Annotated in this window: 23 protein-coding genes; 10 read left to right on the top strand and 13 right to left on the bottom strand. The window is 63.8% G+C overall.

The window, feature by feature from the left end; translation table 11 throughout:
* Window positions 1–19: 19 nt before the first annotated feature.
* Window positions 20–478, top strand: a complete 459-nt coding sequence (locus tag AC1RRT_RS08320) for a hypothetical protein (RefSeq protein ID WP_493013316.1) — start codon at window positions 20–22, stop codon at window positions 476–478.
* Between the two features lie 10 nt (window positions 479–488).
* On the opposite strand, the gene AC1RRT_RS08315 is transcribed toward AC1RRT_RS08320, so the two are convergent.
* Entirely contained in the window at window positions 489–680 is a 192-nt protein-coding gene (locus AC1RRT_RS08315) for a superinfection immunity protein (RefSeq protein ID WP_493013315.1), read from the bottom strand.
* 103 nt (window positions 681–783) lie between these two features.
* Between AC1RRT_RS08315 and AC1RRT_RS08310 the strand changes: the two genes are divergently transcribed.
* From AC1RRT_RS08310 to gltB, 3 genes are all read left to right on the top strand, one after another.
* Window positions 784–1,749 (top strand): complex I NDUFA9 subunit family protein, encoded by a 966-nt coding sequence (locus AC1RRT_RS08310; RefSeq protein WP_493013314.1) that lies wholly within the window; start codon window positions 784–786, stop codon window positions 1,747–1,749.
* 418 nt (window positions 1,750–2,167) lie between these two features.
* A complete protein-coding gene (locus tag AC1RRT_RS08305; RefSeq protein WP_493013312.1) occupies window positions 2,168–3,613 on the top strand; it encodes an NAD(P)-dependent oxidoreductase in 1,446 nt (481 codons plus the stop codon).
* A 13-nt stretch (window positions 3,614–3,626) separates the two neighbouring features.
* The gene (gltB, locus tag AC1RRT_RS08300; protein WP_493013311.1) at window positions 3,627–8,168 is read left to right on the top strand and encodes a glutamate synthase large subunit; all 4,542 of its coding nucleotides are present in this window, start codon (window positions 3,627–3,629) and stop codon (window positions 8,166–8,168) included.
* A 143-nt stretch (window positions 8,169–8,311) separates the two neighbouring features.
* Here gltB and AC1RRT_RS08295 read toward each other — a convergent pair whose 3' ends face one another.
* On the bottom strand, window positions 8,312–9,238 hold the full coding sequence (locus AC1RRT_RS08295; RefSeq protein ID WP_493013310.1) for a PLP-dependent cysteine synthase family protein: 927 nt from the start codon (window positions 9,236–9,238) through the stop codon (window positions 8,312–8,314).
* A gap of 67 nt (window positions 9,239–9,305) precedes the next feature.
* Between AC1RRT_RS08295 and AC1RRT_RS08290 the strand changes: the two genes are divergently transcribed.
* Entirely contained in the window at window positions 9,306–9,617 is a 312-nt protein-coding gene (locus AC1RRT_RS08290; protein WP_493013309.1) for a hypothetical protein, read from the top strand.
* A gap of 25 nt (window positions 9,618–9,642) precedes the next feature.
* Here AC1RRT_RS08290 and AC1RRT_RS08285 read toward each other — a convergent pair whose 3' ends face one another.
* The 3 genes from AC1RRT_RS08285 to AC1RRT_RS08275 all read right to left on the bottom strand — a co-directional run bounded on the left by AC1RRT_RS08285 (window position 9,643) and on the right by AC1RRT_RS08275 (window position 12,633).
* Window positions 9,643–10,032: an MAPEG family protein gene (locus tag AC1RRT_RS08285; protein ID WP_493013308.1), complete on the bottom strand. Its 390-nt coding sequence runs from the start codon at window positions 10,030–10,032 to the stop codon at window positions 9,643–9,645.
* A gap of 35 nt (window positions 10,033–10,067) precedes the next feature.
* Window positions 10,068–10,667, bottom strand: coding sequence for a TetR/AcrR family transcriptional regulator (locus AC1RRT_RS08280; protein WP_493013306.1), 600 nt, complete (start codon window positions 10,665–10,667; stop codon window positions 10,068–10,070).
* Between the two features lie 76 nt (window positions 10,668–10,743).
* Window positions 10,744–12,633 carry a methyl-accepting chemotaxis protein gene (locus AC1RRT_RS08275; protein WP_493013305.1) on the bottom strand — a complete coding sequence of 630 codons (1,890 nt, stop codon included), beginning with the start codon at window positions 12,631–12,633 and terminating at the stop codon, window positions 10,744–10,746.
* Between the two features lie 237 nt (window positions 12,634–12,870).
* On the opposite strand from AC1RRT_RS08275, the gene AC1RRT_RS08270 reads away from it, so the two are divergent.
* Entirely contained in the window at window positions 12,871–14,676 is a 1,806-nt protein-coding gene (locus AC1RRT_RS08270) for an ABC-F family ATP-binding cassette domain-containing protein (RefSeq protein ID WP_493013304.1), read from the top strand.
* Between the two features lie 11 nt (window positions 14,677–14,687).
* Here AC1RRT_RS08270 and AC1RRT_RS08265 read toward each other — a convergent pair whose 3' ends face one another.
* From AC1RRT_RS08265 to AC1RRT_RS08240, 6 genes are all read right to left on the bottom strand, one after another.
* Window positions 14,688–16,544 carry a glycosyltransferase family 39 protein gene (locus AC1RRT_RS08265; protein ID WP_493013303.1) on the bottom strand — a complete coding sequence of 619 codons (1,857 nt, stop codon included), beginning with the start codon at window positions 16,542–16,544 and terminating at the stop codon, window positions 14,688–14,690.
* Window positions 16,545–16,595: 51 nt separating this feature from the next.
* Window positions 16,596–17,192 carry a PAS domain-containing protein gene (locus AC1RRT_RS08260; RefSeq protein WP_493013302.1) on the bottom strand — a complete coding sequence of 199 codons (597 nt, stop codon included), beginning with the start codon at window positions 17,190–17,192 and terminating at the stop codon, window positions 16,596–16,598.
* 18 nt (window positions 17,193–17,210) lie between these two features.
* Window positions 17,211–17,789 (bottom strand): PAS domain-containing protein, encoded by a 579-nt coding sequence (locus AC1RRT_RS08255; protein ID WP_493013301.1) that lies wholly within the window; start codon window positions 17,787–17,789, stop codon window positions 17,211–17,213.
* Window positions 17,790–17,908: 119 nt separating this feature from the next.
* Complete coding sequence (locus AC1RRT_RS08250; protein WP_493013300.1) at window positions 17,909–18,916, bottom strand: ABC transporter substrate-binding protein; 1,008 nt, start codon at window positions 18,914–18,916, stop codon at window positions 17,909–17,911.
* A 25-nt stretch (window positions 18,917–18,941) separates the two neighbouring features.
* Window positions 18,942–19,733, bottom strand: a complete 792-nt coding sequence (locus tag AC1RRT_RS08245; RefSeq protein ID WP_493013299.1) for an ABC transporter permease — start codon at window positions 19,731–19,733, stop codon at window positions 18,942–18,944.
* On the bottom strand, window positions 19,730–20,569 hold the full coding sequence (locus AC1RRT_RS08240; RefSeq protein ID WP_493013298.1) for an ABC transporter ATP-binding protein: 840 nt from the start codon (window positions 20,567–20,569) through the stop codon (window positions 19,730–19,732). The genes AC1RRT_RS08245 and AC1RRT_RS08240 overlap by 4 nt, the downstream gene beginning before the upstream one ends.
* A 581-nt stretch (window positions 20,570–21,150) precedes the next feature.
* On the opposite strand from AC1RRT_RS08240, the gene AC1RRT_RS08235 reads away from it, so the two are divergent.
* On the top strand, window positions 21,151–21,339 hold the full coding sequence (locus AC1RRT_RS08235) for a hypothetical protein (RefSeq protein ID WP_493013297.1): 189 nt from the start codon (window positions 21,151–21,153) through the stop codon (window positions 21,337–21,339).
* A gap of 81 nt (window positions 21,340–21,420) precedes the next feature.
* On the opposite strand, the gene AC1RRT_RS08230 is transcribed toward AC1RRT_RS08235, so the two are convergent.
* Window positions 21,421–21,579: a hypothetical protein gene (locus tag AC1RRT_RS08230; RefSeq protein ID WP_493013296.1), complete on the bottom strand. Its 159-nt coding sequence runs from the start codon at window positions 21,577–21,579 to the stop codon at window positions 21,421–21,423.
* A gap of 100 nt (window positions 21,580–21,679) precedes the next feature.
* Here AC1RRT_RS08230 and AC1RRT_RS08225 point away from each other — a divergent pair, with 100 nt between their 5' ends.
* Window positions 21,680–22,036 carry a hypothetical protein gene (locus AC1RRT_RS08225; RefSeq protein ID WP_493013295.1) on the top strand — a complete coding sequence of 119 codons (357 nt, stop codon included), beginning with the start codon at window positions 21,680–21,682 and terminating at the stop codon, window positions 22,034–22,036.
* Window positions 22,037–22,241: 205 nt separating this feature from the next.
* Complete coding sequence (locus AC1RRT_RS08220) at window positions 22,242–22,544, top strand: hypothetical protein (RefSeq protein ID WP_493013294.1); 303 nt, start codon at window positions 22,242–22,244, stop codon at window positions 22,542–22,544.
* Between the two features lie 2 nt (window positions 22,545–22,546).
* Here the strand turns inward: AC1RRT_RS08220 and AC1RRT_RS08215 are convergent, their stop codons facing one another.
* Window positions 22,547–22,849: a hypothetical protein gene (locus AC1RRT_RS08215; RefSeq protein ID WP_493013293.1), complete on the bottom strand. Its 303-nt coding sequence runs from the start codon at window positions 22,847–22,849 to the stop codon at window positions 22,547–22,549.
* Between the two features lie 397 nt (window positions 22,850–23,246).
* Here AC1RRT_RS08215 and AC1RRT_RS08210 point away from each other — a divergent pair, with 397 nt between their 5' ends.
* Window positions 23,247–23,543 (top strand): hypothetical protein, encoded by a 297-nt coding sequence (locus AC1RRT_RS08210; protein ID WP_493013292.1) that lies wholly within the window; start codon window positions 23,247–23,249, stop codon window positions 23,541–23,543.
* Window positions 23,544–23,565: the final 22 nt, after the last annotated feature.

The raw sequence follows: 23,565 nt of genomic DNA, 5'->3' as shown, positions 1-23,565 counted from the left end.
GTTCACACAGGGAAAACCGATGAAACAGCACACACACCGCCGTGCTTTGGCGACAGGCCGGCGGCAGGCCGTGAAAACCGCCACGCTTGGCATGGTTGCCGGCGAGGTGATCGCGCGGCGCGTGCTGCTGGCGGCCAACGGCGATCACGGCGAGGCCAGTCGCATGGTCAGCGAGAAGGTGGGCGCAGCAACGGCGTCCGGCGCAGTGCTGATGCAGCATGCAATGCGCCTGATGCTCGGCATGGGCAGCTTCGGGTTGGCGGAATCCGTCCGCCTGGCGCGTGGTATGCAGGCCATGGCCGTGGCGCCCAGTGTCGATGCGATCTGGCGCGCCCAGATGGCGATGCTGCAGGCGGCCTGGCCGCGGTGGCAGGATCAGTCGGTGGCGGTCGGCACCGCGCTGGCAGCTTCGGGCACCGCCGCCATGGCGCCGGTCCATCGCACAGCGGCCGCCAATGCGCGGCGGCTGAGCTGTTAGGCTGCCAATCTCAAATACGGGGTCGCCGCAGCGCCAGGCCCAGGCAGATCACCCAGCCGATCACGGTCCAGCCGACCGCCAGGTTGGCGAGCAGGATTTTCTGCCGCCACGGATGCCCGCGCCGCCAGGCCAGCAGGCTGGGCAGGAAATAGACGGCTGCGATCAGCAGCCCCATGACAACAGTGGGGAATCCGGCGCCCATAGGGGCAGGATAGGGTCTGCCTGCGGCGCTGCAAACCATTGGCTGGGGCGGTAAAATCGCTATAGTCCGGCCAGATCAGTGCTTTTCGCAGGGGAAGAACCTCATGTCGCTGCGCAACCAGCTTGTCACCGTCTTCGGCGGTTCCGGTTTCATCGGCCGCTATGTCGTCCAGAAGCTGGCGCAGCAGGGCGCGCGCGTGAAGGTGGCGATCCGCCGCCCCGAAGAGGGCCTGTTCCTCAAGCCCATGGGCGCGGTCGGCCAGATCGAGATCGTGCAGGCCAATATCCGCGTGGCGCCGTCGGTGCAGGCCGCGGTGCGCGGCTCCGATGCGGTGATCAACTGCGTCGGCATCCTGTTCGAGCGCGGCGCGCAGAAGTTCGGCGTGGTGCAGGGCCGTGGCGCTGAACTCGTCGCCGCTGCTGCTGCCGAGGCCGGCGTGAAGAAACTGGTGCAGGTTTCCGCCATCGGCGCCAATGCCGACAGTGCGTCTGACTATGCCAAGAGCAAGGCGGCCGGCGAGGCCGGCGTGCGTCGCCGCATGCCCAACGCCACCATTATCCGCCCCAGCGTCGTGTTCGGCCCGGAAGACGATTTCTTCAACCGCTTCGCCTCGATGGCGGCGCTGGCCCCGGCGCTACCGCTGGTCGATGGCGGCCATACCAAGCTGCAGCCGGTCTATGCCGGCGATGTGGCCGAAGCGATCGTGCGCGCGCTGACCAATGACGCCGCCGCCGGCCAGACCTACGAACTCGGCGGGCCGAAGGTCTACAGCATGAAAGAGATCATGCAGCTCACGCTTGCCGCCATCCACAAGAAGCGCCTGCTGGTGCCGGTGCCCGGTGCACTGCTCAAGCCGCTGGCCTTTGCACTGGAACTGCAGCCGATCTTCGCGCCGCCGATCACGCGCGACCAGATCGAACTGCTGAAAGCCGACAATGTGGTGAGCGCAGGCGCCAAGGGCCTGAAGGATCTCGGTATCGACCAGCCGACGCCGGTCGAAGGCATGATCGAGACTTACCTCTATCGCTACCGTCGCGGCGGCGGCAAGTTCGAGCCGCGCTTCTCGTAAGAGCCTCTTCCCTCACGCGCTTCGGCGCGGTGATCCTTCCTCTGCCCAACTTCCATGGGCCGGACCTGGGCAGCCATGTCTGGACCGAAGAAAAATGCCCAGTTTTTGACTGATTCTTTCTTTTAAGTGATTCAATAGCTTAGATAAATTAAAGTCTCAAATCGGTCCTAATTTGGAGTCATCCACAGGTAAAAGCTGTTCGCAGGCCGACAAAGTGCCCGCGCAACAATCGAAAAGGTCACTAAAGCTGTCCTATCGAACATTTTTTGCTTGATCGGCAAGGCCTCCCGCAATAAAAGTTGCGCTCCGCCCCAGAGTATCGGTGTTTCGCGTCCCCTCTGACGCCACAGACCCGCCGCCCCGGGGCATCCCTGAAGTCTGAAGTCCCTGCCCCCAGGGTGTGGTTGGAGCGTTTGTGATGGCCGAGAAGATGCTGAAGTTCGTGCAGACCGCCCAGGCGATGCCTGAGAAGCGCGCGGCCACCGAACGCGCCCATGACTTCGACGAGATCTATCGCGAATTCGCTGCCACCAAGGCTGACGAGCAGGCCTCGCGCTGCTCGCAATGCGGCGTGCCGTTCTGCCAGGTGCATTGCCCGCTGCACAACAATATCCCCGACTGGCTGCGCATGACCGCCGAAGGCCGCCTCGAAGAGGCCTACGAGATCAGCCAGGCGACCAATACCTTCCCCGAAGTCTGCGGCCGCATCTGCCCGCAGGATCGCCTGTGCGAAGGCAACTGCGTGATCGAGCAGTCGGGCCATGGCACCGTCACTATCGGCTCGATCGAGAAATACATCACCGAGAAGGCCTTCGAGGAAGGCTGGGTGCAGGCTCCGCATCCCAGCCATGGCGAACGCCCGCAGAGCATCGGCATCATCGGTGCAGGCCCTGCCGGCCTGGCCGCTGCCGACAAGCTGCGTCGTCTCGGCTATCAGGTGCATGTCTATGACCGTTACGACCGTCCCGGCGGCCTGCTGATCTACGGCATCCCGAACTTCAAGCTCGAGAAGAGCGTGGTCGAGCGCCGCTCGAAGCTGTTTGCCGATGCCGGCGTGAAGTTCCATCTCAATTTCGAAGTCGGCCGCGACGCCACGCTGGACGACCTGCGCAAGAAGCACGACGCCGTGCTGATCGCCACCGGCGTCTATGCCGCGCGCGACATGCAGGCGCCGGGGTCGGGCCTGGGCAACATCGTGCCGGCGATGACCTATCTCACGGCCAGCAACAAGCATGGTCTGGGCGACAAGGTCGCCGATTACGAGAACGGCAAGCTGAACGCCAAGGGCAAGCGCGTCGTCGTCATTGGCGGCGGCGACACCGCCATGGATTGCGTGCGCACCGCGATCCGCCAGGGCGCGACCGCCGTGCACTGCTTCTATCGCCGCGACAAGGCCAACATGCCGGGCTCGATGCGCGAAGTGAAGAATGCCGAGGAAGAGGGCGTGGAATTCGCCTGGCTGTCGCTGCCCAAGAGCTTCCGTGGCGAAGGCAATGTCACGGCCGTGCATGCCGGCCGCATGAAGCTTGGCCCGGCCGACGGCTCGGGCCGTCAGATGCCGGTCGAGATCGAGGGTGCGGATTTCGACCAGCCCGCCGATATCGTGATCAAGGCGCTGGGCTTCGATCCGGAAAACCTGCCGCAGGACTTCAAGGCGCCGAACCTGGAAGTCACGCGCTGGGGCACTGTGAAAATCTCTGCCCGCAGCAAGATGACCAGCATGCCGGGCGTGTTCGCCGCCGGCGACATCGTGCGCGGCGCCAGCCTCGTCGTCTGGGCGATCCGCGACGGCCGCGACTGCGCCGATGCGATCCATCAATATATTCAGGCCAAGGCGCAGCCCGCTGCTGCGGCCGCAGAGTAAGGGAGTCCCATCCATGAGCATCGAAAAGAGCTATGTCGAGCAGTGGCAGGACGAGACCAAGCATCTGTCGGAAACCGGCATGTACCGGCCCGAGGAAGAGCATGACGCCTGCGGCGTCGGCCTGATCGCCTCACTGGACGGCCAGCCGCATCGCAGTGTCGTTGCCGCCGGCATCATGGCGCTGAAGGCGCTGTGGCATCGCGGCGCGGTGGACGCCGATGGCAAGACCGGCGACGGTGCCGGCATTCATGTGCAGATTCCGCAGGACTTCTTCCGCGAGCATGTGCGCCGCTCGGGCTTCGAGCCGGGCGAGGGCAAGCTGGGCCTGGGGATGGTCTTCCTGCCCAAGACCGATCTCTCGGCGCAGGAAACCTGCCGCACCATCGTCGAAACGGCCATTCTCGACTTCGGTTACGGCATCTATGGCTGGCGCCAGGTGCCGGTGGATGCCACCATCATCGGCGAGAAGGCCAATGCGACGCGCCCTGAAATCGAACAGGTGCTGATCGAAAACCGGCTGAACAAGGATGACGGCGCGTTCGAGCGCGACCTCTTCCTGATCCGTCGCCGCATCGAAAAGCAGGTGCTGAACGCGCATATCAGCGACTTCTACATCTGCTCGCTGAGCTGCCGCTCGGTGATCTACAAGGGCATGTTCCTGGCCGAACAGATCGACTATTTCTATCCCGATCTGCAGGACGAGCGTTTCGTCTCGACCTTTGCCATCTATCACCAGCGCTATTCGACCAACACCTTCCCGACCTGGCGCTTGGCCCAGCCGTTCCGCATGCTTGCCCATAACGGCGAGATCAACACGCTGCGCGGCAACGTCAACTGGATGAAGAGCCACGAGATCAAGATGGCGTCGGAGGCCTTTGGCGATTTCTCCGACGATATCAAGCCGATCGTGCAATCGGGCTCGTCCGACTCTGCCGCCCTCGACAGCGTCTTCGAGGTGCTGGTGCGCGCCGGCCGCAACGCGCCGATGGTCAAGACCATCCTGATTCCGGAGCCGACTTCGAACAAGCCGCTGATGCCGCAGGCGCATCGCGACCTCTACGCCTATTGCAACTCGATCATGGAGCCCTGGGACGGCCCGGCCGCGCTCTGCGCCACCGATGGCCGCTGGGCGGTTGCCGGCCTTGACCGCAATGGCCTGCGTCCGATCCGCTACACGGTCACCACCGACAATCTTCTCATTGTCGGCTCCGAGACCGGCATGGTGCCGGTGCCGGAACAGAATGTCGTGCACAAGGGCCGCGTTGGTCCGGGCGAGATGATCGCCATCGACCTGAAGAAGGGCCGCCTGTATCTCGACCGCGAGATCAAGGACAAGCTGGCCGGCGAGCATCCGTATGGCGAGTGGGTCAAGAACATCACCACGCTGGAGAAGATCAAGGACGCCGCCCCGGTGGCCAAGAGCTTCAGCAAGGATGAGCTGCGCCGTCACCAGTTGGCCTTCGGCCTGACGCTCGAGGATATGGAGCTGATCCTGCATCCGATGGGCGAGGACGCCAAGGAAGCCATCGGCTCCATGGGCGACGACACCCCGATCGCCGTGCTGTCGGAACAGTATCGCGGCCTGCATCACTTCTTCCGCCAGCAGTTCAGCCAGGTCACTAATCCGCCGATCGACAGCCTGCGTGAAAAGCGTGTGATGAGCCTGCGCACCCGCATGGGCAACCTCACCAACGTGCTGGACGAGGATGCCAAGCAGGTCGCCATCCTGCTGCTGGAAAGCCCCTGCCTGTCGAATGCCGACCTGGCGCGCGTGCTGAAATATGCCGAGAAGACCACGGCGAAGGTCGACTGCACCTTCCCGGTCGATGCCGGCGAGGGGTCCTTGCGTGATGCGCTGAAGCGCATCCGCGCCGAGGCCGAGAATGCCGTGCGCGGCGGTGCTGCCCATATCGTGCTGACCGACGAGGGCATGAATGCCCAGCGCGCCGCCATCCCGATGATCCTGGCCACCGGCGCCGTGCACAGCCATCTGGTCCGCCAGGGCCTGCGCACCTTCACGTCTTTGACCGTGCGCTCGGGCGAATGCCTGGATGTGCATTACTTCGCCGTGCTGATCGGCGTCGGCGCCACCAGCGTCAACGCCTATCTGGCGGAGGCCTGCCTGGTCGACCGCGTCAACCGCGGCCTGCTGGGCAAGCTCAGTGCCGAGGAGGCCGTGCACCGCTTCAAGGATGCCGTCGATGGCGGCCTGCTGAAGATCATGTCCAAGATGGGCATCTCGGTGATCAGCTCCTATCGCGGCGGCTATAACTTCGAAGCGCTGGGTCTGTCGCGCTCGATGGTGGCCGATCTCTTCCCCGGCATGCCCTCGCGCATCTCAGGGATAGGCCTGATCGGCATTCAGAAGACCGTCCTGGCTCTCCATGCCAAGGCCTACAACCAGGATGTGACGGCGCTGCCCGTCGGCGGCATCTATCGCTACCGTCGCGGCGGCGAGGCTCATGCCTGGGAAGCCAATCTGATCCACATGATGCAGGAAGCGGTGGGCGGCGAGAATTACACGCTGTTCAAGAAGTATACCGCCGGCCTGCGCGAACTGCCGCCGATCTCGGTGCGCGACCTGCTTGAGATCAAGCCGGCCAGCAGCGCGATCCCCATCGAGCAGGTGGAATCGGTCACCGAAATCCGCAAGCGCTTCATCACACCGGGCATGTCGCTCGGCGCGCTCGGCCCGGAAGCCCATGAGACGCTGACCATTGCGATGAACCGCATCGGCGCCAAGTCGGATTCCGGCGAAGGCGGCGAAGCGCCCGAGAATTTCAAGCCGCGCCCCAATGGCGACAACGCCAACTCGGCGATCAAGCAGGTGGCCAGCGGCCGCTTCGGCGTCACGGCGGAATATCTCAACAACTGCCGCGAGCTCGAAATCAAGGTTGCCCAGGGCGCCAAGCCCGGCGAAGGCGGCCAGTTGCCCGGCTTCAAGGTCACCGAGCTGATCGCCAAGCGCCGCATGTCGACACCGGGCGTGATGCTGATCTCGCCGCCGCCGCATCACGACATCTATTCGATCGAGGATCTGGCGCAGCTCATCTATGACCTGAAGCAGATCAACCCGGAGGCACAGGTCGCCGTCAAGCTGGTGTCGGAAGCCGGCATTGGCACGATCGCGGCGGGCGTGGCGAAGGCCAAGGCCGACGTCATCCTGGTGTCCGGCCATGTCGGCGGCACCGGCGCATCGCCGCAGACCTCGGTGAAGTATGCCGGCACGCCCTGGGAAATGGGCCTGTCGGAAGTCAACCAGGTGCTGACGCTGAACAAGCTGCGGCATCGCGTGAAGCTGCGCACCGACGGCGGCCTCAAGTCCGGCCGCGACATCGTCATCGCGGCCATGCTCGGTGCGGAAGAGTATGGCATCGGCACGGCCGCGCTGGTGGCGATGGGCTGCATCATGGTGCGCCAGTGCCATTCCAACACCTGCCCGGTCGGCGTTTGCACGCAGAATGAAGCGCTGCGCCAGAAGTTCACCGGCACGCCGGAGAAGGTGATCAATCTGTTCAGCTTCATCGCCGAAGAGGTGCGCGAGATTCTCGCCAGCCTCGGCGTGAAGTCGCTGAACGAGATCATCGGCCGCACCGACCTGCTGATGCAGGTCAGCCGCGGCGGCGCGCATCTCGACGATCTGGATCTCAACCCGATCCTGGCCCAGGCCGACAGCGGCGACCATGCGCGCTACTGCACGCTGGAAGGCCGCAACGAGGTGCCGGATACGCTGGACGCCCAGATGCTGGGCGATGCGGCACCCGTGTTCACCCATGGCGAAAAGATGCAGCTCGCCTACAACATCCGGAACACGCATCGCGCCATCGGCACGCGGCTGTCGTCGCATCTGGTGCGCAAGTTCGGCATGACGGGCCTGAAGCCCGGCCATATCACCGTGCGCCTGACCGGTTCGGCCGGCCAGTCGTTCGGGGCTTTTGCCGTGCAGGGTCTCAAGCTGGAAGTCTTTGGCGATGCCAACGACTATGTCGGCAAGGGTCTGTCGGGCGGCACCATCGTGGTGCGGCCGTCGCCGGCCTCGCCGCTGATGCCCAGGACCAACGAGAACACCATCATCGGCAATACCGTTCTCTATGGCGCGACCAGCGGCAAGCTGTTCGCGGCGGGCCAGGCGGGCGAGCGCTTCTGCGTGCGCAACTCGGGCGCCACCACGGTGATCGAGGGCTGCGGCTCGAACGGCTGCGAATACATGACCGGCGGCCGGGTGGTCGTGCTGGGCAAGGTGGGCGACAACTTCGGCGCCGGCATGACCGGCGGCATGGCCTTCGTCTACGATGCCGAGGACCAGCTCCCCATCGCCATCAACGATGAAAGCGTGGTCTACCAGCGGCTCGCCTCCAGCTACTGGGAAGGCGTGCTGCGCGGCCTGATCGACGAGCATATCCGCGAGACCCAGTCGGTCTTCGCCAGCAACCTGTTCAGCGACTGGGATATCGCCAAGACCAAGTTCTGGCAGATCTGCCCGAAGGAAATGGTGAGCCGGCTCGAACATCCGCTCGGTCCGGTGGCTGCGGCCGACAGCGCCAAGCGGGCTTAACACTTCTGGTATCCGGCCTGCCCAAACCGGCCGGAGCCCAGGGAAGCGGAAACGCCGTCGAGAGCAATCTCGGCGGCGTTTTTGCATGGTTGGAACGCAATAGTCTTGTCATGCCCGGGCTTCCCGACCATGACGGCGCGGGTTTAGGTCTGAGAATACAGCGCGGTGCTGAGGTATTTCATGCCGCTGTCGACGGCCAGCGTCACGACTGTTTTCCCCGGCCCGAGCCGCGCTGCTTCCTCCAGCGCCACCAGCACATTGGCACCCGTCGACGTGCCGGCGAAGATGCCCTCGTCCCTGGCCAGCCGGCGCGCCATTGCCATTGCATCCTGCGTGGAGACCGGCCGGATCGCATCGGCGATGCCCTCCTGCCACAGTGGCGGGATGAAGCCGGGCCCCGTACCCTCGATCTTGTGGCTACCGCTCATACCACCAGAGAGCACGGCCGATTCCGCCGGCTCGATGGCTGTCACGTGCAAGGCGCCGTTCAATGCGCGAAGCCGCGTGGCGGTGCCGCGCAAGCTGCCGGCCGTACCCACCATTTGCACGAAAGCGTCGATGCGGCCACCGGTCTGTTCCCACAGCTCATCGGCCAGTCTGCCGTAGTTGAGCATCTGGTCGGGATTGTGCAGCTGGTTGGTCCAGTGGCTGCCGGGCAGGTCGGCGGCGATCCGCTTCGCCGTCTCGATCATCTCCAGCGTCAGCGCCTTGGTGGTGCCGCCGGTATCGCTCGGCACCAGCGTCAGCGTCGCGCCCAACGCCGCCATGTGGTCGCGCTTTTCCCTGCTGAAGACCTCCGAGGTCACGATATGCAGCGGAATGCGTTTCGCCGCGCAGACGAAGGCCAGCGAGACGCCGGTGCTGCCGCCGGTATATTCCACCACCGCGCCGCCGGGCTTCAGGCGGCCGTCGGCTTCGGCGGCCTCCACCATGGCCAGCGCCATGCGGTCCTTCATGCTGCCGGTCGGGTTCTCGTATTCCAGCTTGAGCAGAATCCGGGCGCTGTTTTCCGGCACAATATGGCGCAGCGGCACCAGCCGGGTGCCGCCAATAGTGTCAAGGATACTCACGGTCTTTCACGCTCCGGTAACCTGCGGCATGCTATGCAGCCGGGTCGCTGTCAGTGAGGTCTGGATCATGCTCCGCGCAGTCATCGCCACTGTCCTTCTCTCAGGTGCCATCTTGCTGGTCTCCGCGCCGGCGGAAGCCTTCTGCGTGGTGAACGAGAGCAGCGTGCCGATCGACATCAAGGCCGGCGGTTCGCCGCCGATCTATGTCCGACCGCGCCTGCAGCCGGGTGATCGCGACTGCCATGTGCCGCGCAAGCCCGAGGGCATCCTGGTCGAGATCTATGACAACACCAGCGGCACCATGCGTTGCCGTCAGTCGATCCCGGCCAAGAACAGCACCATCGTTTTCGGCAACACCTGCCGTGTGAAGCTCGACTAGGCCTGTCTCAGGTGGGGAGCGTCGCTTACGCGACGATCCCATAGAGCACCAGCGCCATGCCGATCACGCCGCCGAACCAGGCGATGGTGCGCATCCACGGCACGCCCAGGATATAGACCACCGCATGCAGGATGCGGCTGTAGAAGAAGACCTGCGCGCCCAGTGCGGTCCAGGCGCCGGCCTTGCCGGCGACGGCTGCCGCCAGCACCAGGGCGGCAAACGGCACCAGATTCTCCACCATGTTCAGATGTGCACGATGGGCGCGACCCATCCAGCCGGTGCCGGGCGGGAAATCCTCGCGATTGCCCACCATCACATAGAGGCCGCGCGTAAAGATGAAGCCCATCGTATAGGGCAGGGCCAGCAGCACGGTGAGCACTGCGCTGCCGATCAGCATGGTCATGTCGGTTGTCATGGACGTCTCCTCAGTTGAGTCTTGGGGGTTGGGTCTTATGCGGGTTTGATAACGGGGCGCAGCACGGCGGCGCCGGTGCTCACCATTTCGGTCAGCGTCTCGCGGCTCGAGCCGCTTTTCGCCAGCACCATCAGGCCATGCGCCAGGCCGACCAGATAGCGGGCCAGCGCGTTCACATCTGAATCTGCCGCGATCTCGCCGCGCGCCACGGCATTGCCAAGCGCATTGCGGAAGGCGCTTTCCATATTGGCGATATGCTGCTGCACCTTGGCAGCGACGGTGTCGTCATGCGGCGCCAGCTCCAGCGTGGTGTTGGCCATCAGGCAGGCGCGGCGCTTGGGGAACTGCAGCACGAAATCGACGATGCCCAGCGCGGCATCATGCAGCGCCTGCAAGCCGGCATCAGGGGTTTTCAGCGGCCCGAGCATCGCGTCTTCCAGCATGGCGCAATAGGCATCCATGGCGGCGAGGAACAGGCGATGCTTGTCGCCAAAGGTGTCGTACAGGCTCTGGCGGCTGATCCCCATGGCGGTGACCAGCTGCTCCATCGAGGTGGCGGCATAGCCCTGTTCCCAGAACAGCTCCATCGCCCGCACCAGGGCGTCCTGCGCATCGAAGGATTTTGGCCGCGGCATGCGGCTTTCTAGCAATTATAGAACGATCAGTCAAGAATAAATCCGACTGAGCCGGAATGACCTGTGCGGAGGGCTTTTAGGCGGTACGGAAAAAGCCGACCAGACGGGCCAGTTCGCGGGCCTGTGCGGAGAGGGCCTGGGCTGAGGCCGAGGTTTCCTCTACCAGGGCACCGTTGCGCTGGGTCATCTCGTCCATATTGCTGACCGCAATATTGACCTCTTCCAAGCCGGTAGCCTGTTCGCGACTGGCAGCGGCGATCTCGGCCACGATATCAGAGACCTTCTTCACCGAGTTGACGATCTCGCTCAACGAACTGCCGGTCTGGTTCACCAGCGTTGCACCGGCCTTAACCTGCGCATTCGATTCCGTGATCAGCGCCTTGATGTCCTTGGATGCATTGGCCGAGCGTTGCGCCAGCGCACGCACTTCCTGCGCTACCACCGCGAAGCCCTTGCCGGCTTCGCCGGCGCGTGCCGCCTCGACCGAGGCATTGAGCGCCAGCAGGTTGGTCTGGAAGGCGATCTCGTCGATCAGACCGATGATATCGGCGATCTTCCGCGCGCTGGCCTCGATCTGGGTTACGGCGCTGACGGCCCCAGTCACCACATCGCCGCCTTTTTCCGCTGTGTCGCGCGCCGCCGTCGCCAGCTGGTTTGCGGCCTGGGCGTTGTCGGCATTCTGCTTCACTGTCGTCGTCACTTCATGCATGGATGCGGCAGTCTCCTCCAGTGCGGCGGCCTGCTGCTCGGTGCGCCCTGCCAGATCCTGACTGCCGGCCGAAATCTCGGCCGTTGCGCTGGTCTGGGCTTCGACGGCGGCCGCGATCTTCTGCACCACCTCGGTCAATGTATCGGCCATGGCGTTCAGATCGGTCTGCAAGGCGGCGAAAACACCGCTATATCTGCCTTCCATATGGGCGCGAAGATCGCCTCGCGCGAGACCGGACACTGTGGTCTGGATGCTGGCAATAGCCCCACTTAGCATGTCGAGCAGGGTATTGATCTGCGCACCGATTTTAGCGGTCACGCCTTCAAGGTCCGCGGTATCGATGCGGCTATTCAGGTCGCCGATGGCAGCCGCGCCGACCACCTGGCCAATGGCGCGGTCGAGCGTGGATTCCTGCGCAATCCGGCTCTCCTCGTTGCGCTGGCGTTCGGCTTCGATTTGTCCCTGTAGGCGGTCGCTCTCAATGCCGTTCTCCCTCAGAACGCTGACCGCGCGGGCGATATCGCCAATTTCATCACCGCGGTCCTGACCCGCGACTTCCGCCTGCCAGTCGCGACGGGCAAGGCGGCTCAGTGTTGCGGTCAGCGCTGCCAGCGGCCGACTGATGCCGGTGATCATGATCCAGCCCAGGCTGCCCAGCAGCGCGATGATGGTGATGATGATGCTGCCGTTGATGGCCAGTTGGCGCTGGAATATCGCTTCGATGTCGTCGACGTAAATGCCAGTACCGACAATCCAGCCCCAAGGGGCAAAGCCTTTGACGTAGGAAATCTTCGGCACGGGCTTGTCGAGGCCGGGCTTGGGCCAGAGATAATCGACAAAGCCACTACCATCCTTTCTGACCACGTTGACGAACTCCACGAACAGTCGCTTGCCATTCGGGTCCTTGTTTTCGCTGAGATCCTTGCCGATGAGCTGCTTGGAGAAGGGGTGCATCACCATCACCGGGCCCATGTCGTTGACCCAGAAATATTCCTTCTCGTCGTAGCGCAGCACTTCCAGATCCGCCAATGCTAGGCGTTTGGCGTCGGCCTCGCTCAGTTCGCCGGCCTGGGTGCGGGCGTGATAACGCAGGATGATGCTATGGGCGACCTCAGCGAGATTGCGGGTTTTTACCATGCGGTCTTCGGTCAGACTGTCGTGCAGGCGGTACAGACCAACGGCCCCAACCATAAGGAGGCCGATGACCGCGATGATCAGGATCGACCACAGGCGAGGTGCTAGACGAAGGTTCTTCATTGCTAATACTCCCTCCAGAGGGGAACTCAGCTTGGGGATGCCGGATTTGCGAGTAACGGGCGGATTTAGGTCTCTATGGTCGGCCTTGTAATGTCATTTTCCGCTGACCCCAGGGGACGTACTCGTGGGTTACTAAGAAAAAACGCCTACGGTGGCCTATTCTGCCGGCGAGAGGCATGCGGCGCTTCCCTGGGCGGGCCTGGGTTGCTATCACCGGCGCCTGATTGAAGGACTTCCATGGCCCCCCCGCTTCTTACGCTTCGCGACATCCATCTTACCTTCGGCGGCACGCCATTGCTGGACTCGGCCGATCTTTCGGTGGGTGCCGGCGACCGGCTCTGCCTGGTCGGCCGCAACGGCTCGGGCAAGTCAACCATGCTGAAGGTGGTGGCCGGCCTGGTGCAGGCCGATCGCGGTGACCGCATCATCCAGAACGGCGTCACCATGCGGTATCTGCCGCAGGAGCCGGACCTGAGCGGCTTCAAGGATGTGCTGTCCTATGTCGAGGATGGCCTCAATCCCGGCGACGACCATTACCGTGCGCTGTCGCTGCTCGGCGCGCTTGGCCTCGATGGCACCGAAGATCCGTCGCGGCTGTCGGGTGGCGAGGTGCGGCGTGCGGCGCTGGCGCGCATGCTGGCGCCCGAACCCGATATCCTGCTGCTCGACGAGCCGACCAACCATCTCGACCTGCCGGCCATCGAATGGCTGGAAGGCGAGTTGAAGACCATCCGCTCGGCGCTGGTGCTGATCAGCCATGACCGGCGGTTCTTAAGCAACCTCACGCGCGCCACCGTCTGGCTCGATCGCGGGGCCACGCGCCGCATGGAGCAGAGCTTCGCGGCGTTTGAGGATTGGCGCGACCAGTTGCTGGAGCAGGAAGAGACCGAGCGCCACAAGCTCGATCGCAAGATCGTGGCCGAGCTCGACTGGGTGCGCCATGGCGTGTCCGGCCGGCGCAAACGCAACATGGGCCGCATGCGCGCGCTGCAGGATCTGAAGTCCGAGCGCCGCGACCAGCGCAAGGTCACCGGCAATGTCACGCTGAATGTTTCCGAGGCCGAAACCTCGTCGAAGCTGATCGCCGAGGCCAAGGGCGTATCAAAAGCCTATGGCGATCTGGTCGTGCTGCAGGATGTGTCCGTGAAGATCCAGCGCGGCGACCGCCTCGGCATCATCGGGCCGAACGGCGCCGGCAAGACCACGCTGCTCAATATCCTGACCGGAAAACTGGAAGCCGATTCCGGCAGCGTGCGGCTGGGCGAGAATATCGCGCTGGTGACGCTCGACCAGAAGCGCGAGACGCTCGATCCTGAAATGACGCTGCAATACGCGCTGGCCGGCGGTAGCGACAAGGTGACGCTGAACGGCCAGCCACGCCATGTCATGAGTTACATGAAGGATTTCCTGTTCACGCCCGAACAGGCGCGCTCGCCCTTGCGCGTGCTCTCGGGCGGCGAACGCGGCCGACTGATGCTGGCGCGCGCACTGTCCAAACCGTCCAACGTGCTGGTGCTCGACGAGCCGACCAACGACCTCGATCTGGAAACGCTCGACCTGCTGCAGGAAATGCTGGCCGATTATCCCGGCACCGTGCTGCTGGTCAGCCATGACCGCGATTTCATCGACCGCGTCGCCACCTCGGTGCTGGTCGCCGAGGGCGAAGGGCGCTGGCAGGTTTATGCCGGCGGCTATTCCGACATGGTGGCACAGCGCGGCGCCGGCGTGCAGGCCAAGGCAGCCGCCGCCAAGGCCGCGAAGACGGAAAGCGCAAAGGCGGAGTCCGCGCCGCGGGCTGCGTCGAAGCGCAAGCTCAGCTTCAAGGAGAAGCACGCGCTGGAATCGCTGCCCAAGACAATTGTGAATTTGCAGGCCGAGATCGCCAAGCAGCAGCGCATCCTCGACGACCCCAAGCTGTTCTCGCGCGACCAGGCGAAATTCCAGGCCGCCACCAAGGCGCTGGAACAGGCGACCGCCGATCTTGCCAAGGCGGAAGATCAGTGGCTGGAACTGGAAATGCTGCGCGAGGAACTCGGTAACTAGACGTTAGGCAGCTAGGACCCGGCCTGGAGCGGCCCTGCATCGGGCCGCAGATCATAGAGCCCCGCGCGTTCCTCACCTTCGCCAAAAGGGGCACTGCGCCACAGGCGTGGATGCACCGCCCGGCCATGCTGCCGCACCCAGACTGCAAATTGCCGGCGCGGATCACTAGCGTCCAACTGCACCTGCCCGGCACCCGTGGGAAGACCGGTGCTCAGCATCACGAAGCGCAGTTCGCCGGCTGCGGCGCGGCGCGCAAATTCCTCCAGCGTCAGGATTGGATCTTTGCCGCTGAAGCCGCCATAGGCCATCACCGGCAGGTCCTGCAGGATCAGCGGCGCCGCCAGCCGCGTGCTGGTGGTCACCAGCGCGAAGCGTTCGTCGCCGCGGTTGGCCTGCAAAAAAGCCAGCAGTTTCGGATCGGCCACGGGTGATGGTGTCTCGGTGGCGAGCCGGCGCCAACGCCGCGTGCCGTCGGCAGTGCTGCGGCCGGTCAGATGATCGAGGTCGGCGGCCGGCAACATGGTGTAGACGCGCGCGACTACTATGCTCGCACTCCAGGCCAGCGGATTGAGCAGCAGCATGACCAGCGCTATGGCAGTGCTCACGCGATGCGGCATCAGGGCAGCGACAAAGGCGGCGATGGCCGGCAGCACCATCAGCCAGAAGGCTGGGTCGCCGGCATCCGCTTCGCCCAGGCTGCCGGCCGACAGATAGGCCTGCCATGCGACGCAGAGCGCCAGCGTGCCGAGCAGCCAGCGTCGCTGCGGCCATAATGCGATGGCGCCGATGCCGGCCAGCGCTGCGATTGCAGGGCCTAGCGCCACCAGATAATAAGCATGGAAGATGCCGCCGGCCGCGCTGAAGACGACACCGTAGCTCAGCAGCCACAGGCCCCAAAGCAGCAGATTGGTCCTGTGGGCGCCGCGCCGCCAGGCGGCGATGAGGCCGATGATGGCCAGCGGCAGCAGCCACAGCACCTGCGCGGCCAAGTGCCGGTCGGCCAGCCGCAGCGGCCCGACGGGTACGGCATCGTGAAACTGCGGCACCGGCTGGCTGTTATCAATAACGTGCAACGGCGCGCGCGGACGGAAGCGGTCGAGGCCGTTATGGACGACTGTCAGCTCCAGCATGGAGTTATGCACGCTGCTGCCCGCGTAAGGCCGCTGCTCTGGTGGCGTCAGGTCGAAGGCGATGGCCCAGCTCAGGCTGACGGCGACTAAGACGACAGCCGTGAGCGCGAGCGGCCTGATACGGTGCCGCCAGGGGATTGCCGTGCCGTGCCACCAGACCAGAACGAAAGCCGGCAGCAGGACGAAGGCCGCCAGCATCTTGGTGTTGAAGGCGAGTCCGCCGAAGACGGCACAGAGCAACAGCCAGCCCACGCGCTGTGTCTCGACGGCGCGCAAGAGCGCCCAGGCGGCCAGCAGAAGAAGCAGCACCAGCGCTGAATCGGTATTGCCCGAACGGTCGACCGCGACGCTGACCGGCGTCAGCGCGAGGCAGAGCGCGGCGATGAATGCCGCCGCCTGCCCGAAACGGCGTGCCACCAGATGATGCAGCAGCGCAATCGCACAGAGGCCCTCGATTACTTGCGGCAGCAGCAGGCTCCAGCCGCTGAAGCCAAACAGTTTCGCGCTGATCGCCTGCAGCCAGAAGGCCAGCGGCGGTTTGTCGAGCGAGACGAAGCCGACGGGATCGAAGCTTAAGAAAAAGAAGTGATGCAGACTGCCCAGCATGCTGTGCACGCCGGCGGCATAATATTCCGTGCCCAGGCCATTCTGCTGCAGGTTCCACAGCCGCAGGGCCGCGCCCAGCAGCAGGATGGCCGCCAGCGGGCCATAGTGTTTGATATGCTGAAGTCCCGGCATCGTCTCCCCCGGAGATTTTCACGTCGGGGCGGTCGGAATCCTGCGCGGAAATTACTGAACGGGTCGGGCGTCCTGGCGCTTGGCCGGCTCCAGCGGCGGGATGCCGTAGCCGATATCGATGAAGCGCATGCCTTCGCCTTCTTCATACGAGTCCGGATCGACCGGCTGGCCGCTATAGGTCATCGGATCGATCAGCCCGGTGGCGCAGCACAGGATCAGGTTGGATTCCGTCGCGCCGGTCTCCAGCAGCGGCGCGCCACAGAACTCCACCGGCAGCACATTGCCATTGGGGAAGCGCAGCCAGTAATAGATCACCACGCCGCAGGGCTGGGCGGCCTGCGCCACCGTCAGATGCGCGCGCCAGGCACGATTCTCGCGGCTGGTCAGGTCGAGGTAGTTCATGCCGGTGAGGTCGAAGCCGATCTTGGCGGTGATCTGCACGCCGACATTGTCGACGCGGATCAGGTCGGGGCCGCGGATATCCAGCAGCAGGCAGGTGGTGGCCAACTCGCCCAGATCGTCCAGGTCGATGCTGCCGCGCTCGGGCAGCCGGCGGTCCTTGCGCCAGCGCTGCCACACGGCAAAGAACTGCCGCGCGCGCGATGACAGCGGCGTGGGCAGGGTGGTGAGGAAGTCATCAGAAGTCATCGCCGAAAGTATAAACCGCTACTGCAGCGGTGCGCCATGCTGGATCGCGGCCGGGGTCATTTTTGGGACGCCGAAGCCGATATCGATGAAGCGCATGCCCTCGCCGATCATGTAGGTGTCGGGATCGGCCGGCCCGACGGGGGTCATCTGCACCAGCGGCACGGCGCTGGACAGGATCAGGCCGGTTTCCTCGCGGCCGTCCAGATTGAGCGGCGCGCCGATGCATTCCAGCGGCAGGATGCGGCCGTCGCCGAAGCGCAGCGTGTAATACAGGCTGTAGCCGCAGGGTTGGGCGAGCTGCGCCAGAGTCAGGTGCGCGCGCCAGCTGCGGTTTTCCGGCATGGTGAAATCGAGGTAATTGTAGCCGGTCGGATCGAAACCGCAGTATTGCGCGATGCGGTCACCGGCATAGGTGATGCGGATGCTATCGCGGCCGCGCACTTCCACCAGCATGGCGCTGTCGCGCAAGGGCCCGAGCGCCGCCCAGTCGATGTCGCCGCGCTCGGGCAGGCGCCGGCCGGCGCGCCAAGTTTCCCACAAGCGGAGGAAACGGCGGCTTTCCGTATGCAGGTCGGTGAGGGTCTCGAGAAAGTCCATGTGCGGGAGTATAACCCAGCCTGTTTTCAAAAAAAGAAAACGGCCGGGGTTTTTCGCCCCGGCCGCCAAAAAGTGATGCTGTCAAACCGCGATGCGCGACTGCTGCGCGAATATGACAGTTACTTCTTCACCGCCTTCACATACTTGTCGGTGAAGGTCTTGGACAGGTCGATCTTGGCCTCGGCGATTTCGGGATCGAACTGCTTCAGCATGTCATGGGCACTTTTCATGCCGTCGGCCGAGATGATGCCGGTGCGCGAATAGGTTTCCATCGACGCCTTCACCGCCTGCAGGTACAGCGGCTTGTCGCCCAGGTAATAGGCTTCCGGTACGGCACCCGCGATATCCTCGGGCTTGGCCGTGGCGATGAAGTCCAGCGCCTTGGCCAAGGCGTTGACCAGCGCCTGGGTGGTTTTGGGATTCTTCTCGGCGAATTCAGGCTTCAGATACAGCACGGCGGCTGGGTTCGAACCGCCGAAGATCGCCTTGGTGCCGGCTTCGGTGCGGCTGTCGGCCAGCACGAAGCCCAGCTTGTCGGCTTCCAGCTTGGAGATAACGGGATCGAGGTTCGACATGCCGTCGATCTCACCCTTCATCATCGCGGCCACGGCGCCCGCACCGCCGCCGACGCCGATATAAGCGGTGTCCTTGGGATTGCCGCCAGCCTTGGCGATCAGGTAGTTGACGAAGAAGTTGGTCGAGCTGCCCGGCGCGGTGACGCCGATCTTCAGGCCCTTCAGGTCGGCCGGGGTCTTCACCTTGTCCTTCAGCTCGTTCTTCACCATCAGCACGATGCCAGGGAAGCGGCCGAGTTCGATCACGGCCTGCAGCGGCTGGTTCTTGGCCTGCATGCGGATGGTGTGCTCATAGGCGCCGGTGACGACATCGACGCTGCCGCCCATCAGCGACTGCAGCGACTTGGCGCCGCCGCCAAAGTCATTGATGGTGACATCGAGGCCCTCGGCTTTGAAATAGCCCTTGGTCTCGGCAATGGTCAGCGGCAGGTAATACAGCAGCGGCTTGCCGCCGACGCCGAGTTCCAGCTTCGGCTTTTCCACCTGCGCCATGGCACTTCCGGTCATGAGGCCGAGTGCGGCCAGCGCTGCGAATGCAATCTTGATCATCATGGGTCGTTTCCTCCTGATTATATGTTTAAGCGGTCTTCGCCGCCGTGTCGGGCCGCCAGACCAGCAGCCGGTTTTCGATAAAAGTGACGCAGGTATCGATGATGATCACAAAGATCATCAGGATCAGCATGCCCGAGAAGACGCCGGTCACGTCGAAGACGCTTTCGGCCTCGTGGATCTTGTAGCCCAGCCCGGCGGACGAGCCGAGATATTCGCCCACCACCGCACCGACCAGCGCAAAGCCGACGCTGGTATGGAGCGAGGAGAACATCCAGGTTAGCGCGGCGGGCCAGTAGACATGGCGCAGCAGTTGCCGCTCGTTCATGCCCAGCATGCGCGCATTGGCCAGCACGGTGGGGCTGACTTCCTTGACGCCTTGATAGACGTTGAAGAAAACGATGAAGAAGACGAGGCTGAAGCCCAGCGCCACCTTCGACCAGATGCCAAGGCCAAACCATAGCGCGAAGATCGGCGCCAGCACCACGCGGGGCAGCGCATTGGCGGCCTTCACGTAAGGATCGAAGACGGCGGCCAGCAACTCGCGCCTCGCGAAGGCAAAGCCGATAACGATGCCGCCGCCAGCGCCGGTGGCGAAGGCCAGCACGGTTTCCAGCAGCGTGATGCCGAGATGACGCCAGATCTCGCCCGAGGCGAAATCCTTCCAGGTGCGCGCCAGCACATCCAGCGGCGTGGAGAAGAAGAAAGGCGCGAACAGCGGCTTGCCGTTGGCCATCGGTACGGTGGTGAGCAGATGCCAGATCACCAGGAAGGCGATGCCGACCAGAACCTGCAGGGCGACGAGCGTGACGCGGTTCATTGGCCATCCTCCAGGCGGGCGCGTTCTTCTTCCTGGGCATAGGCCTTCTGCACTTCGCCGCGCAAACTTGACCAGATCGCCTTGTGAATCTCGTGGAAGGCGGCTTCAGTACGGATTTCGGCAATGTCGCGCGGGCGCGGCAGGGTGATTTTGAAGTCACCGACAATCGTTGCTGCAGGGCCGGCCGACATCACCACCACGCGATCGGCCAGCGCAATCGCCTCTTCCAGATCGTGGGTGACGAACATCACCGCCTTCTTGTTGGCGGCCCACAGGTCGAGCAGCAGGTTGCCCATGATCTGGCGCGTCTGCGCATCCAGCGGGCCGAAGGGCTCGTCCATGAGAAGGATCTGCGGATCGCGGATCAGCATCTGCGCCAGCGCCACGCGCTTGCGCTGGCCGCCCGACAGCATATGCGGATAGCGCTGCGCAAAGCTTTTCAGGCCGACGCGGCCGAGCCAGTCCTTTGCGCGCATCAATGCTTCTGCGCGCGGCACGCCCTGCGGCTCCAGCGCCACGGCGACATTGTCGATCGCGGTCTTCCACGGCATCAGCGCATCGGACTGGAACAGGTAGCCGGCCTTGGCATTCAGGCCGCTGAGCGCCTCGCCCTGAATCTGCACGGTGCCGGCCGAGGGCTTCAGCAGGCCGGCGGCGGCATTGAGCAGCGTGGACTTGCCGCAGCCGGTGGGGCCGACGATGGCGACGAATTCGCCCGGCGCGACGGACAGGTCGATGGTGGTGACAGCCTTATGCTGCTCGCCGGTGTTGAGCTGGAAGGTGATGGCCAGCTGCGACAGCCGCACATCGGCCGCCTGGCCGGCAGGGGCCTGCATATAAGAAGACTCAGAAGCAACGGCTGCCGATGACACCGCCTGTTTCCCTCCCAGGAAAATTATTCTTGGCCGGCTTGAGAAATCCGGCAGGCGGGCACGATACAAAGCCGCGGGCCGCAAGGTAAAGCGCCGAACACGGATTACGGTGTTACGCGGCGCTATTTCGTCTGATCCGATGCTTATCTGCCCTTATTCAGGGCTTATCCGATCTTATTCACCTCTTATCCGCGCTTATCTGGCGCTAAACGGCGAAACCGGTGCTGTAGGCGTCGAATCTGATGCTGTAGCTGTCGAATTCCGTCAAATCCGGCTTCGGGAATTTGTAATCGACGGCTTCGCGGATGGGAACATATATAGTACATTTCAACTTGCAGGACAAGCCTGCGCTCGTCATCGCAAATATTCATGCGCGATCATCAAGTAATGAATAAATAATACTGAGGAAATGCAGGGCCTTGAATGTTTGATCTTCAATAAATTCAAATAAATCAAAGTATTATTTATTTATGGGTGGAATAAATATCAAGTAATACCCATATCAGCGGTCTGGCATATTCCTGCCAATAGAAAGCGTGATTTTCATGACGCAGACCGCAAACCAGCCCCAGAACAAATTCGCCGCGCTCGACCAGAAGGTGACCGACGCCAAGAAGGCCGAAGCCCAGCAGAGCCAGGGTCCGGTCCAGGCCAATGGCGGCGCGAAGACCGTTCAGCCCGATGCCGGCACCCCGGCGCCGGCCCAGCAGGGCAGCGCCGCGGTCGCCAAGTAACATGACCCATCCGGGCTGGCGTTGCCGCTGCTGGTTACGCACGGCGAGGCTGCCCCGGTTTCTTTGGTCCCCTGTCGCGTATCAGTTGGGCGGGCGTTGATCGAAGACGGTCAGGCCGGCGACTTGCCGCTCCATGGTCTGCTGGTCGACGAAGCCATGCAGGCCATGCTGCGCAGCGCCGGTCTGGCTGCGGCCACATTCCGGCAGCAGGTGCAGGCGCTCGCAGTTACAGCGCGCCATCTGTAACGCCGCCGTTCTCCTACAGGCCGCATCGCAGTGCCGGCGATGCCGTTGATCCTCACAGCAGCCGCGACGGCATGGCGGTGAAGGAGATTCCATCATGACCATTGCCCTTGACCGAAAGCCTACCTGGCAGGATCGCCTTGGCGATCAATGGGACACCTACAAGCTGCCGGCGATGATGCTGGCTGTCGGCCTGATCGCCGGGCCGCTGTTTTCGAATTACATGGGCTGGCAGGTGACGCGCAGTTATGCCGACCGCCAGAGCACTGCCAGCGCTGTTGAACAGCAGGCGCGAATCTGTGCTTTCAATGCGCGCGCCGACACGCCCGATACCGCAAACCTGAGCTGGGCCGTGCGTCGCGACCTGGCCGATAAGTTCGCCATCATGCCGGGCCGCGACACGGCGGATACCGGCGTGGCCAGCGCCTGCGCCCAGCAGTTGACGATGCCGTGACTTGGGCAGTGACCTGGGCCCGTGACCCGGTTCCGGGCTTTGGCCTGAAGCCATGTCAGATCACGTTTTAGCGGATTAAATGTCGTTCTGGCGGCCTGCGGAATAACTCACCGTTGGCCGCCGGAATGCTATATGGTGCCGCCCGCGGCCCGCTGCGCCTTTTCCCAAGGTGTCTTCTTGGGCGCACCGCAGAGGGTCTTCCGACATGACAGCAGGTCTTACCGCAGCCGAAACGCTGCAGCGCTCGTCCGCGCATCAGGATCGCCAGCGCCAGCTTCAGAAGGCGGCCGCCGACTCCGAGAAATTCCAGCAGGAAGCGCGCAGCGCCAGCGTCGCCAAGATGGCGCGCCTGCGCGAGCTGCGTCTGGCCCACGAGGCGACGCAGCGCGAAGCGGCTGCCTTGCGCAAGGCCGAAAAAGCCGCCAAGCCGAAGCGGCAGCGCAAGCCCAAGGCGGCTGAAGCCGCACCGGCCGCTGCACTTGACGATATCGTGGCTGCAGAAGGCTGATCTTACACCGCCTGTAAAAGAATCTGGCTGCCTGCAGCGGTCAGCCGCAGCGCGCCTTCGGTCAGGCGCACGCGTTCCATCGCATTATCGATGATACGGCCCTCGATGCGCACTTCCTCGCGCGCGATCAGCCGGCGCGCATCGTCGCGGTTGGCGGCTAGGCCGCCGAGCACCAGCAGTTCGGACAGCGAGACGCCTTCGGCCAGATGGGATTTCTGCAGGCGCAGTTGCGGCAGGGCCGCCGGTTCAAGCCCGCTTACAGCTTCGAGCCTGTTGACTGATTGAATGGTGGTTTGGATCGACATGACGGTCTCCGTTCATCCTGTGTGGATGCGGCCGTAAGGCCGGAGACCCGTTTGAACATGCAAAGCCGCCGACCTGGCGGCTGCAGTGGTTCAGACAATAACCAGCGCGCCGCCCTTATGGGAGGTCGTAAACCAATAATACTGGTGGGCGCACGTGGTCATGGCCGGAATTTAAGCCGACGGTGGCGGAGCCGTCAATCGCCACATGAGCGCTGCGCTGGCAAAGCCGCCGACCTGTGCGGGCCATCACGCAAGATTCAACGTAGAATCGGCGGCAAAACGACGGATTCAGCCGTCTTTTCGGGGGAATTACCGCCGCTTTACAGCGGGAAATGCGGTATAATGCCCGAATACGCGGCACGCGCAGCACAGGCTGGCGGCCGGACAGGAGTTCTCAGTGACAAAACAGACTATGGCCGATGAGGCGCGGCTGCGGGCGGATGTGCGGCAGGAAAAACTGCGTCTGCGCGAGCAGCTCGCGGCGGAAACCGAGCGCCAGCAGGAAGCGCAGCGTCAGGCCACCCAGGACAAGGTGTCGCGTCTGCGCGAGCTACGGCTCGCCCGCGAAGCCATGGACCGCGACACGGCCGAGCGCCTGAAGGCCGAACGCGCCGCCGAACCGCCGGCGCCCAAGCGCTCGCACAAGGCCAAGCCCAAGATCGCCCAGCAGGACGGCGACGCGGCGGAGCTTTAAGCTTCCGCAGATCGTGAAGGCC

The sequence above is a fragment of the Ferrovibrio sp. GW821-FHT12B10 genome (assembly GCF_058807515.1).
Note: the sequence above shows the minus strand (reverse complement) of the source record. Positions and strands in the feature narration are given on the sequence as shown.